Genomic DNA, 20880 nt, shown 5'->3' with positions numbered 1-20880 from the left:
CGGTGCATCCGACTCTACCGCCAGATAGCGCGTTACGATGCACCGGACTGTTTGACACAAATAAGGGGGTGACGTCGGTGGAACGACCGGCGATCGTACTACTGAGCGGCGGCCTCGACTCCACGACGGTGCTGGCCATCGCCCGCGATCAGGGCTTCACGCCGTACGCGCTGAGCTTTCGGTACGGGCAGCGGCACAGCATCGAACTCCAAGCCGCGGAGCGGGTGGCGACGACCCAGGGCGCGGCCCGTCACGTCGTCGCGGACATCGACCTGCGCGTCTTCGGTGGTTCGGCGCTCACCTCGGACATCTCCGTGCCCAAGCACGACAGCGTCGAGCAGATCGAGGCGGACACCATTCCGGTGACCTACGTCCCCGCGCGCAACACGATCTTCCTGTCGTTCGCGCTGGCCTACGCCGAGGTCGTGGGTGCCACGGACATCTTCACCGGCGTCACGGCCGTCGACTTCAGCGGATACCCCGACTGCAGGCCCGAGTACATGGATGCTTTCGCCACGATGGCCAACCTCGCGACGAAGGCCGGGGTCGAGGGCAAGACCCGCCTGGAGCTGCATTCACCGCTCATCGACCTGTCGAAGGCCGACATCATCCGCAAGGGCCTCAGCCTGGGCGTCGACTACTCGATCACCTCGAGCTGCTACGACCCCGACGCGCAGGGTCGGGCGTGCGGGCACTGCGACACGTGCCTGCTGCGCCTGAAGGGCTTCGCCGAGGTCGGGATCGACGACCCGGCGCCGTACCAGAACGCGGGCGCATGACCTACCTGATCAAAGAGATCTTCTACACCCTCCAGGGAGAAGGCAGCCACGCGGGCAGGCCCGCGGTTTTCTGCCGGTTCTCCCGGTGCAACCTGTGGACCGGGATGGAAAAGGACCGGCACAGGGCGATCTGCCAGTTCTGCGACACCGATTTCGTCGGCACCGACGGGGATGGCGGAGGGAAGTTCGCAACGGCCGATGACCTGGCCGACGCGGTCGAGTCGCACTGGCCCTCGGAGCGCGGGGAGCACCGCTTCGTCGTCTGCACGGGCGGCGAACCACTGCTGCAACTCGACGAGGCGGCGACCCGCGCTCTGCACGAACGGGGCTTCGAGATCGCGGTGGAGACGAACGGCACCAGGCCCGCGCCCGCCGGGATCGATTGGCTCTGCGTCAGTCCGAAGATCGGCGCCGGCCTCGCGCTCACCAGCGGGGACGAACTGAAGCTGGTGTACCCCCAAGCGGGCGGAGATCCTGCCCAGTTCGAGCACCTCGACTTCCGCCACTTCCGCCTCCAGCCACTGGACAGCGCCGATCAGGAGGCGAACACGCGGGCCGCGCTCGAGTACTGCCTCAAGAACCCGCAGTGGTCACTGTCCCTGCAGACGCACAAGTACATCGGGATTCGATGATGGAGATCTTCCGCGAGTTCACCTTCGAAGCCGCGCACCGCCTTCCCAATGTTCCGGAAGGCCATAAGTGCGCACGACTGCACGGCCACTCGTACCGGGTGACCGTGCACGTGGACGCCCCTGTGGACCCCGCACCGGGTTGGGTGATGGACTTCGGAGACCTCAAGCGGGCCTTCAAGCCACTGGAGGACCAACTCGACCACCACTACCTGAACGAGGTCGCCGGCCTGGAGAACCCGACCAGCGAGAACTTGGCGGTGTGGATCTGGGACCGCCTGCTTCCCGCCCTGCCTGACCTGTCAGCGGTGGGTGTGCGGGAAACCTGCACTTCAGGGTGCATCTACCGGGGTAGGTGACTGTGCACGACGTGCAAAACGAATTCGATCGACGCGGGATCAGCGTGGACCAGGTCGGGATCACGGGGTTGCGATACCCCGTGGCCTTCGACGACGGCGAGGTCCAGCAGTCGGCCATCGCGGACTTCACCGTCACCGTCCGCCTGCAACCCGAGCGCCGCGGCACGCACATGAGCCGGATGGTGGCCTTGGTCCACGAGCACCTGCAGGTGCTCGACCCGCGGCGGTTGCCCCAGGTCCTGAAGATCGGGATGGACGAACTGGAAGCCCCCTCGATCGAGATCACCGCCGGTTTCTCCCTGACCCGCACCGTGACGGCGCCCGCTTCGCACCGGGAGTCGATCACCGTGCACGACGTCGCCATCATCGCTTCGCTCGACGACGCCTCCTGCGCGGTCACCTCAGCCGTGCGCAGCGAGGTGACCAGCCTCTGCCCGTGCTCGAAGACCATCTCGGACTACGGCGCGCACAACCAGCGCAGCCAAATCACCCTGGCTGTCCAGGGAACGGCCGATGACCCGTACCCGCTGCCCGCCCGAACGGCCCTGGACCTGTTGGACGGCACGGGTTCCGCACCGGTCATCCCCCTCGTCAAGCGATCGGACGAGCGGGTGCTGACCATGCAGGCCTACGACCACCCCGCCTTCGTCGAGGACATGGCCCGAGAGGTGGCCGGGGCTTGTCGGTCGCGCGGTCTGGCGCACGAGGTGCGGGTGCGGAACTTCGAGAGCATCCACAGCCACGACGCGGTGGCCACGATCAACGGTGGGGCCAGTCGGGGTTGGCTCTGACCCACCGGCGACCTCCGGCTGCGGGCATCGCGCTCGCCGTGGGACAAGACCGCCTCGGCTGCTCCGGGGAAGCCCGGTCATCAGTGGGTACCTGTCGATGTCGGGTTGACGTCAACGCGGCCCCGCAGGACACCGTGGTGTCCTGCGGGGCCGCCGGTTCGGCTGTCAGGAGTGCGGGCAGTTGCCGCGGAAGGCCGAGATCTGCAGGTTGGTGGACGGGATCGGGCAGAGGAACTGCTCGTAGCGGGTGTCGTTGTCGATGAAGCGCTTGAGCCAGGAGATGGTGTACTTGGCGATCGTGGTGTTCGCCGTGTTGGGGGCGAAGTGGCTGGCGCCGCGCAGTTCCAGGTAGGCCTTGTCCAGGGTGGACGGCAGGCTGTTGTAGAACGGGATCGAGTGGGAGCCGACCGGGGCGATCGTGTCGGACTGGGCGCCGACGACGAGGGTGGGGACGCGGTTGCCGGACCAGTTGGTGGTGAGGTTCCAGCCGGTCAGCGGGATCGCGGCCTGCAGGGTGGGGCGGGACCTGGCGGCTTCGAGGGTTCCGCCGCCGCCCATGGAGTGGCCGATGACGCCGAGGCGGCTGCTGTCGATGCGGCTGCGGACGGAGCTGCGCTCGGTGAGGTAGTCGAGGGCGGCGAGCAGTTGCCTGCCCCGGCTGTCGGGCTGGTCGAGGGTGGTGTTGGTGTCGATGGTGAACACCACGAAGCCCTGGGAGGCCAGGCGGGGGCCGAGCCAGGCCATGCTGGACTGGTAGGCGGTGAACCCGGGGGCGACGGCGACGGCGCCGAAGGTGCCCTGGGCGGTGCTGGTGGGGTAGTAGATGGTGCCGCCGCCGAAGCCGGTGACGCTGAGGCCGGACACCGTGGTGGTGGCGGTGGCGAAGGAGCCCCGGGAGGCTTCGATGCTGGAGGTGGTGGGGGCCGGGCCGCGTTCGTACGGGTTGTCCGCGAGGGGTGCCGCGTCGACCGCGGTGGTGGCGCCCGCGACCAGGGCGAGGGCGACGCCGAGGGGGGCGGCGAACCGGGTTCGCCACCGGCCCGCGGGGCGGGGACGGGCGGGAGGGGTGGCGGGGTTGGCGAGTGGGGTCATCTTTGACCTTTCCCTTGGCTCGGGGCAGCGGCGTCGCGGCCCGCGAGTGGTGGCCTTCAGCAGGGGAGCCGTTTCCCGGTGGGGAAATCCTGCTGTTGCGCGTCCGCCGTCCGGTGGTCGCGACTGGGACGCGGTGGGGGCGGAATCCGCGGCCGGGGGTGCGACCGCCCAGTCAGTGAAACACTCGGGCGAAATGTTTCACATCGCCTGAACGGGTGAGCGGGATCACCTGCGTGGCTACCCCGCGTGCGTCCCCAGTGCGCCCAGGACCAGGGTGTCGAGGAGGGTGGTGGCCACCGCGAGGTCGACCGGGCGCGAGGCCAGGACGTCGGCGTACAAAAAGGACTCACCGAGGCGGACGACGGCGTAGCTCAGGTCCGGCAGGCCCACCAGCGGGCGCAGGCCCGCCGCTTCGACGTCCGCGCCGATCAGCGCCGTGTGCGCCTCGATGAGGGTCGGCTGCACGCGGCCGCGCGGGTCGGTGAGCACCCGCAGGGCCACCACCGGTTCGCTGTCGATCAGCTTGCGCAGCCCGTCGCTGGCCGCGACCTCGCGGCGGTAGGTCTCCATGACCCACAGGCAGCGGAGCCTGCCGTCGGCGTCGCGCGGCGCGTCGCCGTGGGTCCCGTGCCAGCGGGCGATGGAGTCCGCCCAGGTGCGGTCGGACAGCAGCAGCAGCGCCGCGCCCATCAGGTCTTCCCGGTTGCCCACCCGGCGGAAGAAGGTGGCCCGGGAGATCCCCAGTTCGGCCGACATCCGGCTCAGGTCGAGGCGCGTTCCGTTGAAGAGGTCCCTGGCCGCGTGCCGGACGATGTCGTCGGTCGAGACGGTCACGCGCGGCAGCCTAGTCCCCGGGGCCCTCGACTTCGGACGGCCGGTGCCGGGAGCGCAGCCAGGCCGTGGGGGTCACGCCGGTCCAGCGCTTGAAGGCGTGGCTGAACGCCGAGGTGTCGGTGAAGCCGAGCCGGGCGGCCACCTCCGACCGGGGCAGGCCCGCGGTGAGCAGGTCCGCGGCCCTGGCCAGCCGGGCCTCGGCGGCCAGTTCGCGGTGCGCGGTGCCCGCCTCGGCGAGCCTGCGGCGGAGCGTGCGTTCGGACAGGCCCAGGGCCGCGGCGGTGTCGGCCGGGCGGCTCTGCGGGTCGCGGGCCAGCGCGGCCCGGGCGCGGACGGCGACGTCGTCGGTGAACAGCAGCTCGCACTCCCGCAGCGCCTCCGCGTGGGCGCGCGGGTCGGCCGACGGGAGGGGTGCGTCGAGGACCGCGAGCGGCACGCCGATCGAGGTGACCCGGGCGTCCCACTGGACCTCGACGCCCCAGAAGTCGTCGACCAGCGGGGCGTCCGGCGGTTTCGCGCACCGCACGCGGACCGAGTCGACCGGGGTCGGGCGGCCGAGGAGTTCCCGGTTGATGATCGCGGTGGTGACCATCATCCACACCGACTGGAAGGCGCGGGTGTCGGCGGGCAGGTGGTCGGCGTCGAAGACCAGGTGGGTGACCTCGTCGTCGGGGACGGCGCGCAGGTGCACGAGGGTGTCGGCAGCCGCGGTGAGGTCGAGCGACAGGGCCAGGGCGTGGCCGAGGGTGGGGCTGGTGCGCATCGCCTGCCCCCAGGCGGAGACGGCGCCGACGTGGAAGTCCTGCCCGGCCTCCACGGCCGGGCCGAGGGCGCCGCCGAGCGCGCGGACGAGGTTGCGGACCAGCACCGCCTCGTCGTCGCGGGTGGGCAGCAGCCGCGGGTCGGACAGGTCGGCCACGGTGTACTCCGACCCGGCCAGCAGCACCGCCTCGTCCACCCGGTGCCGCCGCGTCAGGGCGACGAGGACCAGCATCCGGCTGCGCGGCCACCCCGAGACGACGTCGTTCACCCCGGCATCATCACGCACCCGACCGCGCGGCGGCAGAGCACACCCCGGACCCGGTCCACCCGCGAGCAAGATCCACATCCTCGCGCGCGTTCCATCCACAACCCCCACCCTCCCGAGGGGATCTGCGGCCTTGAGGCCAGTCTACCGGTGCGGACGGCGGTTCGCGGCGATGTGGATCTTGCCTGTGGACAACTCGACGCGTTTGGCATCGCCTGGGAGGGTGAAGTTGCGGGAGGGCGGCACACGGGCGCGCGAGGCGAGCAGAGGTGGTGGGGGCAGGACCGGCGGGTGGCCCGGCGGAACCGCGGGGCGGCGGCTTCGCCGGGAGGTCGGTCAGGGGTGGGCGGCGATGAAGTCCGCGCCCCTGGCGATGTCGCCGTTCAGGCCGTAGCTCAGGTGGGCGAGGATGTTGAACGCCCCCGCCTCGCACACCGGGTCGCCCTCGGCGCAGTTGTCCAGCACGCGGTCCTGGAACGCGGGCGGGACCGGGCGGGAGATGCCCTTGAGCGGGTTGCCGTAGAACACGATGGAGGCGATCCGCGGGTTCAGCGCCTGCGGCAGGACCGCCACGGGTGGGGAGCCGTTGATCGTGCCGGTGGTGTCGACGCCCAGGGCGGCGTTGACGATCTGGGCGCCCTGCGAGTAGCCGACCAGTGCGTAGCGCTCGTTCGGGCACTGCGCTGACCGCGTGGTCAGGTGGTCGACCACGGCCTGGTTGCCCAGCCGGGGCGAGGAGGCGTCGAAGTTCGCCGGGTAGTCGACCGCGGCGGCGGTGGCGTCGGGGACCTTGGCCTTCACCGCGGGGAACAGGTTGTCGCCGACGATGAACCCGTAGGGGCCGAATTCCGTGGTGCCGCGGGCGATGACCAGGTGCAGCGACGAGCAGGTGGGCCCCTCGGCCGCGGCCGCGCCGCCCACCAGCGGGGTGGCGGCCAGTGCGCCGGTCACCGCGAGCGCGCCCGCGGCGGCCAGTGCCCACCGCTTCTTGCGACTGCGCGGTGCCCGCACGTCTTTGTCACTCATCAGCCATGCCTCCTGGTAAACGACGTCGTACCCGGAACGGGACGCTAACCAGGGTGCGCGGTGGTGTCCACGGGCCGTCTCCGCCTTCGGGAGGGATGACGTTCGCGGCCACCGCCCTGACGCGGGCGGCCACGTCAGGGCGGTGGGGAGAGCGTTCGCACGCGCCTTTTCCCCCTGGGGCGCAATTCTCAGCGGTGCTCAGCCCAGTGCCGCCGGTGGGCCTCGGCCGACCACGCGGAGACCGCCGCCAGGTCGGGGGTGGGCGGCAGCGGCGTGTCCCCGGCCGCCAGGGCCGCCTCGACCCGCGACTGCACGTCCGCGATCTCGGCCAGGACCTCGGTGAGATCGGGTTCGTCGCCGCGCTTGACCCGCAGGGCGCGTTCCCGTTCGAACTCGGGCATCGGCAGGGTCAGGTGGCCGCGGGTGACCAGTTCCAGGCCCTGGTACGCCAACCGCAGGGCGTGGGAGGCGTACTTGACGTCGTAGCCGTGCTTCGCGACCAGTTCGGGTCGGTTGGGCACGGCGCTGCGCCTGCCCCGGCCGAGCAGTCGGTCGCGCTGGGCGTTCATGTAGCCCAGGAACCGGTGCCCGGCCTCTTGCGACAGTGCTTTCGGTGCCAGTGCGCGCAGTTCGTCGCCCAGCGGTGTCCGCACGAGGACCGATTCCGCCGGTGCGTACAGCGGCAGCAGCGCCGTCGGGTTTCCCTTGACGACCAGGCGCAGGTACTTGCGCAGCGAGTACGCGACCAGGTCGGTGTCGCCGGGGCCGGAGCGGGCGCCCTCGGGTCGGGTGCGGAAGACGTAGTGGGGCACCGGGTCGGCCACGCCGAGCACGACCGGCGCGGGTTCGACGAACACGCCCATCTCGTCGTGGTCGTCGGTGCCCGCGATGGCGATGCCGTGCACGCCGGAACCCACGACGGTGCGCAGGATCTCCCCGCCCAGCGCGGTGTCGCGGTCGCCGTACTCGGTGTGCTGCTCGATCGTGTCCACCCGCTGATCGTGGCACGGCGGACAACCATGTCACACCCGATTTTCCCTCCCCCACAAAGAGAACCGGGCGCGCCCTCACGTGGAGGACGCGCCCGGTCACGTTCCGCTGATCAGCAGACGCTGTCGGTCGGCGCGGGGTTGCCGAGGCCGAACAGGGGGCGCAGCTTGAGCCCGATCCAGGTGCCGCCGAGCGCGAACAGGCCCCACAGCCAGCCGTGCAGGCTGCCGGTGGACACGCCGCCGAGGTAGGCGCCGATGTTGCAGCCGCCCGCCAGCCGCGCGCCGATGCCCATCAGGACACCGCCCAGGACCGCCGCGACCGCGGTGCGCCACGGGATGGTGCTGTGCAGCTTCCAGGCGCCCGCCAGCGAGGCCGCGACCGCCGCGCCGAGGATGATGCCGACGTTGGTCAGCGTGGTCTTGTCCGTCCACACCGAACCGGCCAGCGACTTGGCGTTCGACGCGGTCCGCCAGAACTCCCAGTTCTCCGGGTGCAGGCCGAGGAGCTGGAGGAACTTCGCCCCCCACAGGGCGAAGGCGAACGTCACGCCCCAGATGCCGCCGGAGACCAGGAAGACCGCGCCCGCCAGCACGCCGAGCACGACCGCGCCCGCCAGGATCGGCCACGAGCCGCGCAGCACCCTGGCGAACCCGGAGGCCGTGGGCACCACGTCGACCGGCGGGGGGTTGCGCCGCTTCTGCACGAACCGGGTGGCCAGCACGATGACGGCGAGTGCGGCGATGGTGATCGCCCAGGAGCCGAACCAGCCGACGTGGTCGGACAGCAGCACGCCGGGCACCGAGGGCCAGCCGTCGAAGACCGGGAACGCGGCGGTGTAGACGACCGAGCCCGCGATGAACCCGAACAGGGTGAAGACGATCGTGGACTGCCCGGAGCCGACCGCGAACAGCGTGCCGGAGGCGCAGGAGCCGCCGAGCTGCATCCCGATGGCGAACAGGACGGCCCCGGTGAACAGGGCGAGCCCGATCGGGCCCGCGGTGGCCTTGGGCACCGAGCCGAACAGCCCGGAGCCGGTGGACACGATCAGCGCGATCAGGGTGGCGGCGGTGCCCAGCAGCAGCGAGTGCGCGCGGACCCCGGCGCCGTTGCCGACGGCGACGAGCTGGCGCCACGCCGAGGTGAACCCGAAGCGGGAGTGGAACAGGGCCAGGCCCAGCCCCAGGCCGAGGATGAGCAGCACCCCGGACTTCGGGCCGTACGACGCCCACACGTAGGCCGTCAGCGCGATCGCGACCACACCGGCGACGGCGAGCGGCACGACGCGCACCGGCTCCTCGGGCGGCGGGACGGGGGCGGCGCAGGAGGTGGGGAAGGAGAGGAATCTCTGCTCTTCGGGGTTCGACTCGGTTGTCGCGGACACCGGGGCTCCAGGGGGTGTCGGGGGGATGGGGTGGACCGGGCCGCCCGAGCCCGGGGAGTCGGGCGGCCCGGCGGGTGGGGCTAGACCGGGATGATGCCGTTGACCGCGCGGACGACCGACTGGACGAGGCCGAACACCGGGATGCCCAGCGGGGCGAAGGTGTAGATGTCGTTGAGGTCGCTGGTGTCCGGCTGGTCCACGATCACCGGGTCGGCGAGCGCGGGGGCGGCGGTGCCGACGAACGCGGCACCGGTGATCGTGACGGCGACCAGGGTGCGGGCGAACTTGTTCTGCATGGTTGTCTCCTTGTCAGAGCGGGGTGTGGGTCAGCCGCCGATGAAGCGCAGCAGGTCGAACACGGGCGCCAGCGCGCCCGGGATCGCGGTGGTGGGGGCGAGCAGCACACCCAGGTCCACCCCGGGCAGCAGCCAGACGGAGGTGTTGTCCTGGGTGGTGACGGCGGTGTCGGCACCGGCGATCCCGGCCGTTCCGACGCTCAGCGCGGCGGCGGCGATCGCGGTGACGAGCACCCGGGAAACCTTCTTCATGTCGGTTCTCCTTGCTGTGTGGTGGTTTCTCAGTCGAGCAGGACTCCGCTGACCGGCACGATGGTCGCCTTGGCGACCCACTGGCCGGGCAGCTCCTCGTTCATCGGCATCCCCGGCGCGTGCGGCTCGCCCGGACCCATGGCCATGACGTTGACCTGGGCAGCGGCGAACACCCTCGGTTCGCCGTCGACGTCGCCGCGGCGGTCGCCCAGCCAGGCGTGGAAGCCCGCCAGGGTCGGGCTCTCGCCGCCGAAGGCGTTGCCGACCTCGATGGCGTAGGTGACCGGCTGGGTCTCCCTGGGGTCGAACCGCAGCGGCACCGCGACCGTGGTGACCGAGCTGACCAGCGGGGTGTTGAGCAGCCACGGCGCGACGTAGAGCCCGTACGGGTACACCGCCGCCTCGCTCTGCTGGGTGCCCGCCGTGCTCAGCGCGGTGGCCGCGGTGGCCCAGCCGCCGACCACGACCAGGGCGTTGTCGGTGCCCTGGTCCGGGTCGACGCGCAGGCCCAGCCCGGACGCCGCCTCCTGGACCACCTCGGCCGCCCGGACACCGCGCGGTGAGGGGTCCGACTTGAGCGCGACGCCCGCCGCGCCCCGGGCGGCGAGGAAGCCGACCAGCTTGCGCAGCGCCTCGTCGTCCTGGGTGGACAGACCATCCGCCGGGCAGGACGTGAGCACGTCCTTGCGCCCGGTGACCAGCCCGCCCAGCGCGGCGCTGGCGCACTCCGGCCCGTCGTCCCCGGTGGCCCGGGTGTCCACGCGTTCGGTGCCGGTGTCCACCGCGACGGTGTCGCTGGACCCGCCCCGGGAGACGGTCACGTCGGACCGCCCCTCGGGCAGTTCCACCTCGGCCCAGGTGCCCTCCGCGCCCGGTCGGGGGACCGCGGCGACCTCGGGGCCGCCGTCGGCGCTGACCTTGAGGTCGACACCGGCGGTGGCCGGGAAGTGCACCAGGTTGGCGCCGGGGCGGTGGGGGGTGATGAGGACCGGCACCAGCCGGTCGGCGACCGCGGTGTCGGCCAGCACCGGCACCCCGGGCACCGGCAGCGCGGGCGGCACCGGGACCGCGGCGATGGCGGTCCAGGCGAGGAACCCGGCCGCGACGCCCAGGGTGCCGTACCGGTAGGCCTTCGGCCCGGCGCGGAGGAACGCGGCGAGCGCGGTGACCACCAGCGGCAGCACGACCGCCGCCAGCAGCACCAGGCCCGCCGGGCTGCCCACGACCCTGCGGTCGAAGGCCAGCCCGGACCCGACCAGCCGCACCGCCCCGGCGACCACGAGCACACCGCCGAGGGTCAGGGCCAGCGGGCCGGGCCGCGGCCCACCCGGCCGGTGCTGCGACGGCGGCACCAGCAGGGTGAGCGCGGCGAAGCCGAACCACGCGACCGAGGCGGCCACGTAGGCCGTGTCGAGGGCGAAGTCCACCCCGGAGCGCCCCGCGGTAGTCTCGACCACCAGCAGCAGGCCGAGCGCGACCGCCGCCCAGCGGGCGGGGGTGGGCCAGCGCAGCAGCGCGGGCACCGCCGCGGCGAGCAGCACGTGCCCGACCGCGCCGAGCCAGTGCACGTCGGCCACCGCCACCGACACCAGGGCGAGCGCCGCCGACACCGCGGCGGAGACCGCCGCGACGACGACCACCCGGCGCGGCAGGGCCGTCAACTGCGGGCGCAGCAGGCCGATCCCGGCCACGACCGCGCCGGTGAGCAGCAGGACCAGGCGCAGGACCAGCAACAGCGCCGAGGCGCCGGTGCCGAGCCCGCCGTCGAGACCACCGTGGGGGTGCTCCATGGGACTACCCGCCTACTTCAGGTCCGCGTCGGCGACGACGAAGATCTCCGAGTGCGGCTTCGCGTTGCCGAACTGGCCGTGCGGCCACGCCTGCCGGTTGAAGTTGATGCCGACCTGGCCGCTGAACTCGTCCTTGAAGTTCGTGTCCACGCTGACCTTGCCGTCCCGGCCCAGGTGCAGCATGTTCACCTTGTGGTCACCGTCCAGACCGGACCGGGCGACGAAGTAGTTCGACACCGCGATGCGCTCCGGCGAGGTGGTCTCGTGGTAGTAGCCGTCCTCGCCCAGGGTGAAGTTGTCGTAGGCGCCCCAGTGCGGGCCCGCGGCGGCCTGGCCGGGGTTGATCGGCGCGGCACCGGCCACGGTCGGGCAGTCGTCCTCGGCGCCACCGTTCTGCGCCTCGGCCGCGGTGTCGATGCGGCACTTGAAGTCCGTGCCCGCCGCCACCAGCTTCTGGATGTCGAGCACGTAGACGCCACCGGTGGAACCCGGGTCGTTCGGGCCCAGCGCGCCCTTGCCGCGGCCGGTGATGGCGCGGTAGAGGTACTTGTCGTCCGGGCTGGTCTGAATCCAGCCACCGTTGGAGCCACCGCCGTTGGAGTCGTTGCCCGCGTAGATGGCCTTGGCGGCGGAACCGTCGTCGAACACCTCGTACCAGTGCGGCTCGGCGGCGGTGATGTCCGGCGTGTAGTGCACCGCGCCGCCCTGCATGGTCTGGGCGAAGGCGCCCTTGTGGCCGGGCAGGTTGGTCACCGTGGTCTCCATGACCGCGCGGCTCTCGTTGTGCAGCGGGTCGGCGGCGTTGGCCCGGGGGCCGTCCTGCAGGTAGGACACCGCGCGCAGCCTCGGGTTGTTGCGGTCGGTGATGTCCCAGGTCCGCACGGTCGGGCGGCGCAGGTACGGCGACGGCTGCTTGATCGGGTCCAGGATGATGTTGCGCGGCTCGGCGTAGTCACTGGTGACCAGCGTGTTCAGGTCTTCGCGGGCCTGGATGCCGTGCGGGTTGGCGCAGGTCGGCTTGCCCAGTTGCGGCAGGTTCGCGCACAGCTTCGGGTCGTCGCCCTGCGGGGTGGCCGCCGAGGTCTGCGAGAGCACCTTGCCGGTGGAGTCGAAGCGCACGACCGCGCCGGGGCTGCCCGCGAAGCCGTTGGAGATCGCGGTCTGGCCGTTGGCGTAGACGTACGGGCCGGGCACGACCGGGCCGCCCATGTAGGTGCCGTAGGCGGTGCCGTCCTTGAGGGTCCAGTACGCGTCGGGCACCGAGCCGCCGAGGGTGTTCGTGGGCAGGCTGACGCCCTTGAGCTTCAGCTCGGGCAGCGCGCTCACGTCGAAGGCGTAGGTGGCCGCGGCGAAGAGCGCACCGGCGTAGATGGTGTCGCCCTTGTGCCACACGTACTGCATGTGGTGCGGCTCGTTCTCCACCAGCGGGCCGACGGTGGCGGTGTTGACCACGTGGCCGTAGGTCGGCGAGCCCTCGGTGGCGTCGATGACGGCCAGGAAGTCCGGGCCGGGCAGCGCGTTGGTGATCTTGCTGAGCCCACCGGCGAGCGAGCCCGGCAGGTTCTTGAGGTCCTTGACCAGGGTGTCGGCGATGTTCTCGTCACCGGCCCAGACCAGCAGCCACTCCTTGCGCTTGCCCTCCGCGGCGGCGGAGCGGTTCGCGGCGTCGCCGACGAGGTGGTTCTTGACCCAGTAGGACTTGCCGTCCGAGGCCACCAAGCTGGCGGTGGTCGTCTGGACATCGGCGTAGGCGGCGCTGTTCTCACCGCTGTAGGTGACGGCGCCGACGGCGAGGACGCCGGTCAGCAGACCGACCAGGCCCTTGCGCCATCGTTGCGATTTCGAGGACATGACTGTCTCCGTGTTCGATGCGGGTCCGCGCGCCCGGATTCGGGCGCGCGGCAGTTCCCGACCCGCTCAGGGCACGCGTCGGGAGTCCACACGGCATGGCCGCGGGAGTACTTGGGGTCTAACGGAAGTGGACAGTCCTACTCGGACTGATCAGAGCGCGCTGGACTGCAGGCACAGGTCGACGTGAAGCCGCCAGACCAGGGGGAGTGAGGAGCGCATGCCGGAGAGCATCGCCATCCCGGCCGGGGGGTGTCAATCGATGTCACAAACTGAGACGAGCCTGAGAGAAACTGCGCTTACCCCATTCGGAGCAGCGGCGACTACCCTGGGTGCACCATGGGCCGGGGTGCGTCACCGCCGGTATCCGACTGAACCGTTCCACCTGCGGCAAACGGGTTCTCCGGAATGTCCACGAAGGCCAGTGGGAAGTTCCCGGGTGGACCTGTGATCACGACGACCGTAACCCGGGACGGCGTTGATCGTTAGAGTGGCTTCCCGAATCCTTTTCAGGATACCGAAAGGAACCACCGTGACCGCACCGACCGTGACGCAGGTCGCCGACGGCGTCCACTTCGTCGAGAGCACCCACGTCAACTGGACCCTGCTGACCGAGGGCGACGCGCTCACCCTGGTCGACAGCGGCTACCCGGCCGACTTCCCGGCGCTGCGGCACTCGGTGCAGAGCATCGGCTTCCGGCTGGAGCAGATCGCGGCGGTGCTGCTCACCCACGCCCACGTCGACCACATCGGCGGTCTCCCCCGGTTGCTCGCCGAGGTGCCGGTTCCCGTGCACGGCACCGAACCCGAGGCCCGCCACGCCCGCCGCGAGTTCCTCCAGCAGGCCACCCCCGTCGACGTCCTCACCAACCTCTGGCGCCCGGGTTTCCTGCCCTGGACCCTCTACCTGGTCCGCGCGGGGGCGTTGAAGGACATCAAGGTCCCCACCGCCACACCGTTCCCGGACCCGCTGGACGTGCCGGGCGCGCCCGTCCCCGTCCCCACCCCGGGCCACACCAGCGGCCACTGCGCCTACCACCTGCCCGCCGCGGGCGCGATCATCACCGGCGACACCCTGGTCACCGCCCACCCCACCTCATCGGCGGACGGCCCCCAACTCCTGCGCCCGTTCTTCAGCCACGACCAGGCCCGGACCGTCGCCGCCCTGGACACCCTGGCGGCCGTGGACGCGAACGTGGTCCTGCCCGGCCACGGGCCCGTCGTCCGCCAGGACATCGCCGCGGCCACGGCCCACGCCCGCTCCCTGCTCTGACCGCGTTCCCCCGGTCAAGCCGCCCGGTGCACCGACACCGCGTAGTCGCGGCCCTCGAACGGGTCGCGGGACCAGGTGGCGAACCGGGAGTCGAGGACGAGCCCGGCCGCCGCCGCGTGCGCGTCGTAGTCGGCGGTGCCGTAGCCGCGGTCCAGGGAGAAGCCCGCGATCAGCACCCCGCCGGGGCGCACGTGCCGTGCGACCCCCGCCACCAGCGCGGCCTGCGTGCCCGGCGGGGTGAAGAGGGGGACGTTGCCCGCCATGACCACCACGTCGAACACCCGCCCGAGGTCGAGGGTGGTGAGGTCGGCGGGGACCCACTCGATGCCGGGGCCGAGGCGGGCCGCGGTGGCGAGCATCGACCCGTCGACGTCGGTGCCGGTGACCTCGATGCCGTGGCGGGCCAACTCGACGGCGACGCGCCCGGTGCCGCAGCCCGCGTCCAGGACGGTGGACGGGTCGAAGGCGCGGACGAAGGTGGCCTCACCGTGCACGTCGGTGCCGGTGGCCGCCAGCGCGTCGAACCGCCGTTGGTAGTCCTCGCCGTTCCAGCTCATGCCCCCACCGTGCCACAGGCACCCGCCCTCAGCGCCGCCGCAGCGCCGAGAGCGCGAACGGACCGGGGCCCAGCGCGGCGATCAGCAGGAACACCCAGCAGAACAGCACCGCCTGCTCGCCCATGTTCTGCAACGGCAGCACCGCCAGGGGCTGGTGCACGGTGAAGTACGCGTAGGCCATCGCCCCGGAGCAGACCAGCGCGGCGGGCCGGGTGAACAGGCCGACGAGCACCAGTGCCCCGCCGACGACGCCGATCACACTGGCGTACCAGCCGGGCCAGGAGCCGACCGGCACCGCCGTGCCCATCGTGTCGACGCCGCCGAACAGGCCGAAGCCCTGCAACCCGTGGCAGAGGAACAGGAACCCGACGACGACCCGCACCGCGGAGAGGACGGCACCGGACACCGCCGGTCCGGTCAGGCGGGCGCGCAGAGCGGTGGTGCCGGTGGTGCTCATCAGGCGTACACCCCGTCCAGCCAGGCGTTCCAGGCCTTGGTGATGGCCTCGGCGTCGGCGTCCTCGGCGAAGACGTGGTGCGCGGCGGCGACCGGCATCCCCCACGGCTCGCGGGCGTAGAAGCGCAGCAGCGAGTCGGCGGTGCGGATGCCGACGAACTGGCCCTCGAGGTAGTCCACCTCGCCCTCGACCGGTGCCAGACCGGGGACGTCCAGGGTGATCTTGTCGCCCGGCTCGCTGCCCGAGGTGAGCCCCAGGGCGGCGTGCAGCTTGTCGACGGCGCCGGGGAACTGCGAGGCCTCGGTGCCGGGGGCGGCGACGTAGGTGACCGGCCTGCCCGCGAAGTGCTCCAGGTACTGCCCGAGCGAGTGCAGGTAGAAGTCCGTGTGCTTGCCCGCCGCGTCGAACTGGGTGTCCCAGTCGTCGGCGAAGACCCCGCTGTGGACGTAGCGGACGACGGTCGTGCCGCCGTCGCGGGCCTCGATGACGTGCTCCAGGGCGTTGAACCAGCCGTCCTCGCCGTCGGTCCGGGTGTGCAGGTGGTTCGGGGCGTCCCAGACCAGCGCGCGGGTGCCGGACTCGTCCGGGGTGCCGTCGGCCGGGGGCGGCGAACCGGGGAACAGCCAGCCGCCGAGACCGTCGGTGACCGCCGCGAAGACCTGCTCCGGGGTGGCGCTGAGGACGACCTCGCGCTCGATCTCGAAGTTCTTCGACATTCTCACTTCTCCTTGGCTTCCGTGCTGAAGTCTTGGGTGATGGCCGGGTGCAGCGCCACGATGAAGCGGTGCTCGCGCCCGTTCGGCGCGTTCTCGCTGTGGTAGCGGCGGACCAGGTCCGCCACCGCGCCCTGCAACTCGCCCGCGAAGGCCGCCCGGTCGGCGGCGGAGGCGAAGGTGACCCTGGCGTCGGCGGCGTAGGTGGCCAGCCGCCGGTCGGCGGCGTTCGCCCCGGCGATGAGCCGCCCCAGTTCCCGGACGAGCCGGGCGGCCAGGGCCATCAGCCAGCGGGCGGAGAGCTGGTCCGGCGACCGGTCCGGGTCGGGGGCGACCGCGGCCAGCGCGCTGGGCGAGATCACGTACGAGGCCGCGCTGGCCCGCATGACCCGCTCCGTGCAGTTGCCCTTGCGGCGCTCCTCGACCAGCTCGACCAGGCCGTGCTTCTCCAGGGCGCGCAGGTGGTAGTTGACCTTCTGCCGCGGCAGGCCGACCGCCGCGGCCAGCGTGCTGGCCGAGCCGGGTTCGACGAGCGCGGCCAGCAGACCGGCGCGCACCGGGTCGAGCGTGACCTCGGCCGCGGCCGGGTCTTCGATCACTGCCACCTCGTGCATGGGAGAACCCTCGCACCGACAACTTTATTTGTCAAGACAGTTGACCTTGTCGGTTATGGGGATGCTCTAAACTGCCCCTGACCAGCACTTCTCCGACCTGATCAGCGGGAGCCATGACCCAGTACGCGCTGCTTGTGCAGCCAGCCGCGAACCGCGTCTACGCCGAGGCCTCGGTGGCGCTGACCACCGCGGAACTGGAGGTGGTCAACCGGGCCGTCCTCGGCGGGCGGCTCACCGACATCGCCGAGACCGACCTCGCGGGCGTGCGCTACGTCGGGTTCCGCGCCGATGCCCTGGACGAGCGCGACGCGGAGTTCCTGGCGAACCTGTCCTCGGCCTTCGCCCTCTTCGCGGTCCGCGACGGGGGCCTGCTCGAGCCGGTGGAGCTGCGGCGGCTGGACAGGTTCGACGACGACCTGCTGACCATCCAGAAGTACTCGGGCAAGACGAACGAGCACTTCACCAAGCTGCTGCTGAACGTGACCGTGCTGTCCTCGACCGCGGCCCCGGACATGCTCGACCGGCGGCTGCGCGTGCTGGACCCGGTGTGCGGGCGGGGGACGACGCTCAACCAGGCGCTCATGTACGGGTGGCACGCCGCCGGGATCGACCTGGACCAGCAGGACTTCGACGCGTACTCGACGTTCCTGCAGACCTGGCTCAAGCGCAAGCGGGTCAAGCACACCGCCGAGGTGGTGCGCATCCGGCGCGAGAAGCAGAACGTCGGGCGGCAGCTCAAGGCCTCGATCGGCGTGGACCGCGAGAGCTACAAGGCGGGCGACGCGCTGGACCTGGGCTACGTCAACGCGGACACGGTGAAGGCCGGGGAGTTCTTCCGCGCCGGGACGTTCGACGTGGTCGTCGGCGACGCGCCGTACGGGGTCCGGCACGGGTCGCGCGCGGCCGGGCCGCGGCCGCTGGACCGCAGCCCGCTGGAGCTGATCTCGGCGGCGGCACCCGGCTGGTCGCGGCTGCTGCGGGCGGGCGGGGCGCTGGGCATCTCCTGGAACAACGTCGTCGCCAGCCGCGAGTCGGTGCTCGACGCGTTGGCCTCGGCGGGGTTGCAGCCGCTCGACGACGGGCCGTACCGGGGCTTCGAACACCGCGTCGACCAGGCGATCACCCGCGACATCGCGGTCGCGCGCAAGCCTGTGGACAACTGAACGCGACGATCGGGCTTTCGGCCTAGCCTGGGAGCCATGGAAAGCCCCGTTCTGCAGACCGTCCCACTGGGATCGCAGTGGCCCACGCTCGACCCGTTCCTGTTCTGCGCGCACCACGACGACGCCTACCCACCGGGCGACGACCGCATGGCCCCCGCCGTGCCGATCGACGACCGGGACCTGGGGCAGGACTTCTCCGGCTTGGACGGCTGGTCGATGTACCACGGGCTGGAGGTCCCGGGCTTTCCCGGCCACCCGCACCGCGGCTTCGAGACGGTCACCTACGTCCGCGAGGGCCACATCGACCACAGCGACTCCCTCGGCGCCGCGGCCCGCTTCGGCCGGGGCGACGTGCAGTGGCTCACCGCCGGGCGCGGGATCGTGCACGCGGAGATGTTCCCGCTGCTGCAGCGGGACGGGCCCAACCCGCTGCACCTGTTCCAGATCTGGCTGAACCTGCCCGCCTCGGACAAGCTGGTGGACCCGTACTTCACCATGTTCTGGGACGGCGACGTGCCCCGCCACCGCCCAGCCGACGGCGTGGTGGTGACGGTCATCGCGGGCGCGCTCGGCGCGGCGGAGCCACCGCAGCCACCACCGAACTCCTGGGCCGCCCGCCCCGACGCCGACCTGGCCATCTGGCACCTCCGGCTCGACGCCGGGGCGTCCTGGGAACTGCCCGCGGCGGCAGGGCGGGAGACCGGCCGGGTGCTGTACGTGTTCGGGGGCGACCGGCTCCGGGTCGCGGACACGTCGGTGGGCGACGACACCGGCGTGGTGCTCGACGCGTCGGTGCCGGGCGCGCTGACCGCGGGGTCGACCCCGGTCGACGCGCTGCTGCTGCAGGGGCGGCCGATCGGCGAACCGGTGGCCAGGTACGGGCCGTTCGTGATGAACACCGAGGCGGAGATCCACCAGGCGCTGCGCGACTTCCAGGACTCCCGGTTCGGCGGCTGGCCGTGGCCGGACCAGGCGCCCACCCACGGCCGCGAGCGGGGCCGGTTCGCCCGGCACGTGGACGGCCGGGTCGAACAGGTCGACTGAAGTGCAACCGATGCCGAAAACCGGTGTTCTCAAGGGTATGGACATCGTTCCCACCCCCACGGCAGTCCTGCCGAACGCCCCACCAGGCGAGGTCCCCGCCGACCCCGACCTGGTCCCGCTCCTGCTCGCGGACCGCGACCGGGGATTCGAGGAGGTGGTGCGCCGGTACCAGCGCGACGTGTACTCGGTGGCGGTCCGGCTCTGCGCGCAACTCGGCAGCTCCGACGCCGAGGACCTGTCCGCCGAGACGTTCCTGCGGGCCTACCGGGCGCTGGTGGGCTACGACGGGGAGCGGATCGCGGCACTGCGGGTGCGGCCGTGGTTGTTGACGATCCTGCTCAACACCTGGCGCAACCTGGTGCGCACGGCAGCCCGGCGCCCGCGGCAGGCACCCCTGGCGTCTGCGTTGGCGGTCTCGCCCACCGGGGTCTCGGCCGAGCCGCTGGGTCCGGGCGCGGCGGAAGTGTTCGAGCGCGGGGAGACCAGCCGCGAACTGGCCGACCTGCTGGCCGAACTGCCCGAGCGGCAACGGCTCGCCGTGGTGCTGCGGCACGTGGTCGGGCTGCCGGTGGCCGAAGCGGCCGAGGTGTTGCGGCTCCCGGAGAACACCGTCAAGTCGCACACCGCCCGCGGGCTGGCGACGCTGCGGTCGCTCTACACCGAACCCGGACGTCGAAAGGAGAAGCTGTGAACCACGACGCGGTACTCAAGGGCCTCGCCGAACTGGTCGCGGCACCCGCCACCGACCTCACCGATTTCCTGTTCGCCGACTGGACCCGGGTCCCGGGCCCGATCGGCGAGATCGACATCGCCTTCTCCGTCCGGGGGATCAGCTACGTGCGGGTGGTGGGCCTGCCCGACCGCACCGCAACCGGCGATTTCGCCACCTCCTTCCACACCCGCTTCGGTCGACCACTGCGCCGCACCGACCGGGAGCCCCCGGGCCTGCGCGCGGCCCTTGACGGCAACCCCCCGGCGGAGCTGCCGGTGGACCTGGACACCCTGACCGAGTTCGAGCGCGAGGTACTGCGGGCCACCCGGCAGATCCCGCGCGGGCAGACCCGCCCGTACGGCTGGATCGCCGCGCAGATCGGCCGCCCCAAGGCCGTGCGCGCGGTGGGGACGGCGGTGGGCAACAACCCGGTGCCGCTGGTCATCCCCTGCCACCGGGTCGTCCGCTCCGACGGCTCCCCCGGCGAGTACGTGTTCGGTGCCGCCGCGAAGCAACGGCTGCTGAGCGCCGAGCGGGAGGCCGGTTGAGCGTTGTCACCCACGTGATCGGCTTTTGCGAATCCACGCGCTGTTCTCCCCCTCACCTTGTCCGGGTGGTCGCGGCCGTGCTCTGCTGACCACCGGTTCTCGACGACGAGGGTGGACGGCGATGGCACGGCAGCACGGGTACGTGATCCGGCGGAAGTACACCGCACCCCCCGAGCGGGTGTTCGCGGTACTGGCCGACGCCGCGCACTGGTCGTCCTGGGCGCGGCCGGTGATCATGACCTCCCGGTGGGCCGAGGGCACCGGGGACGTGGACTCGGTCCGGGTCGCCGGGATGTGGCCGGTGCTGATCCGGGAGCGGATCACCGAACTGCACCCGCCGTCGCGGTTGTCCTACCGCATGGTGGGCCGCAACATCCCGGTGCGCGACTACGAGGCGGCGGTTGAGTTCCGGCCCGCTGCGGACGGGGGGACGGAACTGACCTGGACGGCGTCTTTCCGGCCGCTGGTGCCGGGGACCGGGGCGTTGATGACCGCTGTGGTCAAGTCGACGGTTCTGTTTCTGGCGTGGCGGTTGGGGCCTGCTGCTGCTCGTGGTCGGGTCGGGACTGAGCACCAGGGCTGAGTACTGGGGCTGGGCGCTGAGGCTGGGTGCTGGGGCTGGGCCGAATCTGGTTGAAAGTCGGGATTTTTGTTGGTGGTGCCCGGCTGGGTGGATGTGTTTGGCCGGGGCCCCTATGGCGA

General features: G+C 71.8%; 24 protein-coding genes. 10 read left to right on the top strand and 14 right to left on the bottom strand.

All coding sequences use genetic code 11. The annotated features are described in order from the left end of the window. Positions 1 to 77 precede the first annotated feature (77 nt). From queC to UO65_RS17325, 4 genes are read left to right on the top strand one after another with little or no spacing between them, the layout of a single operon-like run. The gene (queC, locus tag UO65_RS17340; RefSeq protein ID WP_035283784.1) at positions 78 to 779 is read left to right on the top strand and encodes a 7-cyano-7-deazaguanine synthase QueC; all 702 of its coding nucleotides are present in this window, start codon (positions 78 to 80) and stop codon (positions 777 to 779) included. Further along, positions 776 to 1411 carry a 7-carboxy-7-deazaguanine synthase gene (gene queE, locus UO65_RS17335; RefSeq protein WP_035283782.1) on the top strand — a complete coding sequence of 212 codons (636 nt, stop codon included), beginning with the start codon at positions 776 to 778 and terminating at the stop codon, positions 1409 to 1411. Before queC ends, queE begins: the two co-directional genes overlap by 4 nt. Further along, complete coding sequence (gene queD, locus UO65_RS17330) at positions 1408 to 1767, top strand: 6-carboxytetrahydropterin synthase QueD (RefSeq protein ID WP_200873391.1); 360 nt, start codon at positions 1408 to 1410, stop codon at positions 1765 to 1767. Before queE ends, queD begins: the two co-directional genes overlap by 4 nt. Further along, a complete protein-coding gene (locus tag UO65_RS17325) occupies positions 1764 to 2558 on the top strand; it encodes a GTP cyclohydrolase I FolE2 (protein ID WP_063935960.1) in 795 nt (264 codons plus the stop codon). Before queD ends, UO65_RS17325 begins: the two co-directional genes overlap by 4 nt. A gap of 165 nt (positions 2559 to 2723) precedes the next feature. Here the strand turns inward: UO65_RS17325 and bdeA are convergent, their stop codons facing one another. The 10 genes from bdeA to UO65_RS17275 all read right to left on the bottom strand — a co-directional run bounded on the left by bdeA (position 2724) and on the right by UO65_RS17275 (position 13100). Beyond that, positions 2724 to 3650 carry a bis(hydroxyethyl) terephthalate hydrolase gene (bdeA, locus tag UO65_RS17320; RefSeq protein ID WP_035283776.1) on the bottom strand — a complete coding sequence of 309 codons (927 nt, stop codon included), beginning with the start codon at positions 3648 to 3650 and terminating at the stop codon, positions 2724 to 2726. A 237-nt stretch (positions 3651 to 3887) separates the two neighbouring features. Further along, positions 3888 to 4484 (bottom strand): QsdR family transcriptional regulator, encoded by a 597-nt coding sequence (locus UO65_RS17315; RefSeq protein ID WP_035283774.1) that lies wholly within the window; start codon positions 4482 to 4484, stop codon positions 3888 to 3890. Between the two features lie 10 nt (positions 4485 to 4494). Next, positions 4495 to 5514 carry an AraC family transcriptional regulator ligand-binding domain-containing protein gene (locus UO65_RS17310; RefSeq protein WP_035283772.1) on the bottom strand — a complete coding sequence of 340 codons (1020 nt, stop codon included), beginning with the start codon at positions 5512 to 5514 and terminating at the stop codon, positions 4495 to 4497. A gap of 333 nt (positions 5515 to 5847) precedes the next feature. Next, a complete protein-coding gene (locus UO65_RS17305) occupies positions 5848 to 6537 on the bottom strand; it encodes a cutinase family protein (protein ID WP_084175744.1) in 690 nt (229 codons plus the stop codon). Positions 6538 to 6725: 188 nt separating this feature from the next. Next, a complete protein-coding gene (locus UO65_RS17300; protein ID WP_084175741.1) occupies positions 6726 to 7529 on the bottom strand; it encodes a nucleotidyltransferase domain-containing protein in 804 nt (267 codons plus the stop codon). A gap of 110 nt (positions 7530 to 7639) precedes the next feature. Beyond that, on the bottom strand, positions 7640 to 8911 hold the full coding sequence (locus UO65_RS17295) for a YeeE/YedE family protein (RefSeq protein ID WP_035283769.1): 1272 nt from the start codon (positions 8909 to 8911) through the stop codon (positions 7640 to 7642). 80 nt (positions 8912 to 8991) lie between these two features. Beyond that, complete coding sequence (locus tag UO65_RS17290) at positions 8992 to 9207, bottom strand: hypothetical protein (RefSeq protein ID WP_035283766.1); 216 nt, start codon at positions 9205 to 9207, stop codon at positions 8992 to 8994. 30 nt (positions 9208 to 9237) lie between these two features. Continuing rightward, on the bottom strand, positions 9238 to 9459 hold the full coding sequence (locus tag UO65_RS17285) for a hypothetical protein (protein ID WP_035283765.1): 222 nt from the start codon (positions 9457 to 9459) through the stop codon (positions 9238 to 9240). 29 nt (positions 9460 to 9488) lie between these two features. Continuing rightward, on the bottom strand, positions 9489 to 11249 hold the full coding sequence (locus tag UO65_RS17280) for a hypothetical protein (protein WP_035283762.1): 1761 nt from the start codon (positions 11247 to 11249) through the stop codon (positions 9489 to 9491). Between the two features lie 12 nt (positions 11250 to 11261). Next, complete coding sequence (locus UO65_RS17275; protein WP_052021277.1) at positions 11262 to 13100, bottom strand: hypothetical protein; 1839 nt, start codon at positions 13098 to 13100, stop codon at positions 11262 to 11264. Between the two features lie 529 nt (positions 13101 to 13629). Between UO65_RS17275 and UO65_RS17270 the strand changes: the two genes are divergently transcribed. Further along, the gene (locus UO65_RS17270) at positions 13630 to 14370 is read left to right on the top strand and encodes an MBL fold metallo-hydrolase (protein WP_200873389.1); all 741 of its coding nucleotides are present in this window, start codon (positions 13630 to 13632) and stop codon (positions 14368 to 14370) included. Positions 14371 to 14384: 14 nt separating this feature from the next. On the opposite strand, the gene UO65_RS17265 is transcribed toward UO65_RS17270, so the two are convergent. Genes UO65_RS17265 through UO65_RS17250 form a run of 4 tightly spaced genes read right to left on the bottom strand, consistent with a single transcriptional unit; the run spans position 14385 to position 16711 of the window. Further along, on the bottom strand, positions 14385 to 14927 hold the full coding sequence (locus UO65_RS17265) for a class I SAM-dependent methyltransferase (protein WP_035283761.1): 543 nt from the start codon (positions 14925 to 14927) through the stop codon (positions 14385 to 14387). Between the two features lie 28 nt (positions 14928 to 14955). Continuing rightward, positions 14956 to 15384, bottom strand: coding sequence for a DoxX family protein (locus UO65_RS17260; protein ID WP_052021276.1), 429 nt, complete (start codon positions 15382 to 15384; stop codon positions 14956 to 14958). Further along, on the bottom strand, positions 15384 to 16100 hold the full coding sequence (locus UO65_RS17255) for an SRPBCC family protein (protein WP_035283759.1): 717 nt from the start codon (positions 16098 to 16100) through the stop codon (positions 15384 to 15386). The genes UO65_RS17260 and UO65_RS17255 overlap by 1 nt, the downstream gene beginning before the upstream one ends. A gap of 2 nt (positions 16101 to 16102) precedes the next feature. Next, positions 16103 to 16711, bottom strand: coding sequence for an ArsR/SmtB family transcription factor (locus UO65_RS17250; RefSeq protein ID WP_035283756.1), 609 nt, complete (start codon positions 16709 to 16711; stop codon positions 16103 to 16105). Positions 16712 to 16824: 113 nt separating this feature from the next. On the opposite strand from UO65_RS17250, the gene UO65_RS17245 reads away from it, so the two are divergent. The 5 genes from UO65_RS17245 to UO65_RS17225 all read left to right on the top strand — a co-directional run bounded on the left by UO65_RS17245 (position 16825) and on the right by UO65_RS17225 (position 20761). After that, positions 16825 to 17874 carry a TRM11 family SAM-dependent methyltransferase gene (locus tag UO65_RS17245; RefSeq protein ID WP_035283754.1) on the top strand — a complete coding sequence of 350 codons (1050 nt, stop codon included), beginning with the start codon at positions 16825 to 16827 and terminating at the stop codon, positions 17872 to 17874. A 36-nt stretch (positions 17875 to 17910) separates the two neighbouring features. Further along, positions 17911 to 18918 carry a pirin family protein gene (locus UO65_RS17240; RefSeq protein ID WP_035283753.1) on the top strand — a complete coding sequence of 336 codons (1008 nt, stop codon included), beginning with the start codon at positions 17911 to 17913 and terminating at the stop codon, positions 18916 to 18918. Between the two features lie 37 nt (positions 18919 to 18955). After that, the gene (locus UO65_RS17235) at positions 18956 to 19609 is read left to right on the top strand and encodes an RNA polymerase sigma factor (RefSeq protein WP_052021275.1); all 654 of its coding nucleotides are present in this window, start codon (positions 18956 to 18958) and stop codon (positions 19607 to 19609) included. After that, positions 19606 to 20178 (top strand): methylated-DNA--[protein]-cysteine S-methyltransferase, encoded by a 573-nt coding sequence (locus UO65_RS17230; RefSeq protein ID WP_035283752.1) that lies wholly within the window; start codon positions 19606 to 19608, stop codon positions 20176 to 20178. The genes UO65_RS17235 and UO65_RS17230 overlap by 4 nt, the downstream gene beginning before the upstream one ends. A gap of 121 nt (positions 20179 to 20299) precedes the next feature. Next, a complete protein-coding gene (locus UO65_RS17225) occupies positions 20300 to 20761 on the top strand; it encodes an SRPBCC family protein (RefSeq protein WP_035283751.1) in 462 nt (153 codons plus the stop codon). Positions 20762 to 20880 lie beyond the last annotated feature (119 nt).

The sequence above is a fragment of the Actinokineospora spheciospongiae genome (assembly GCF_000564855.1).
In the GTDB taxonomy this organism is placed as follows: domain Bacteria; phylum Actinomycetota; class Actinomycetes; order Mycobacteriales; family Pseudonocardiaceae; genus Actinokineospora; species Actinokineospora spheciospongiae.
This window is presented reverse-complemented; position numbering and strand designations above follow the sequence as displayed.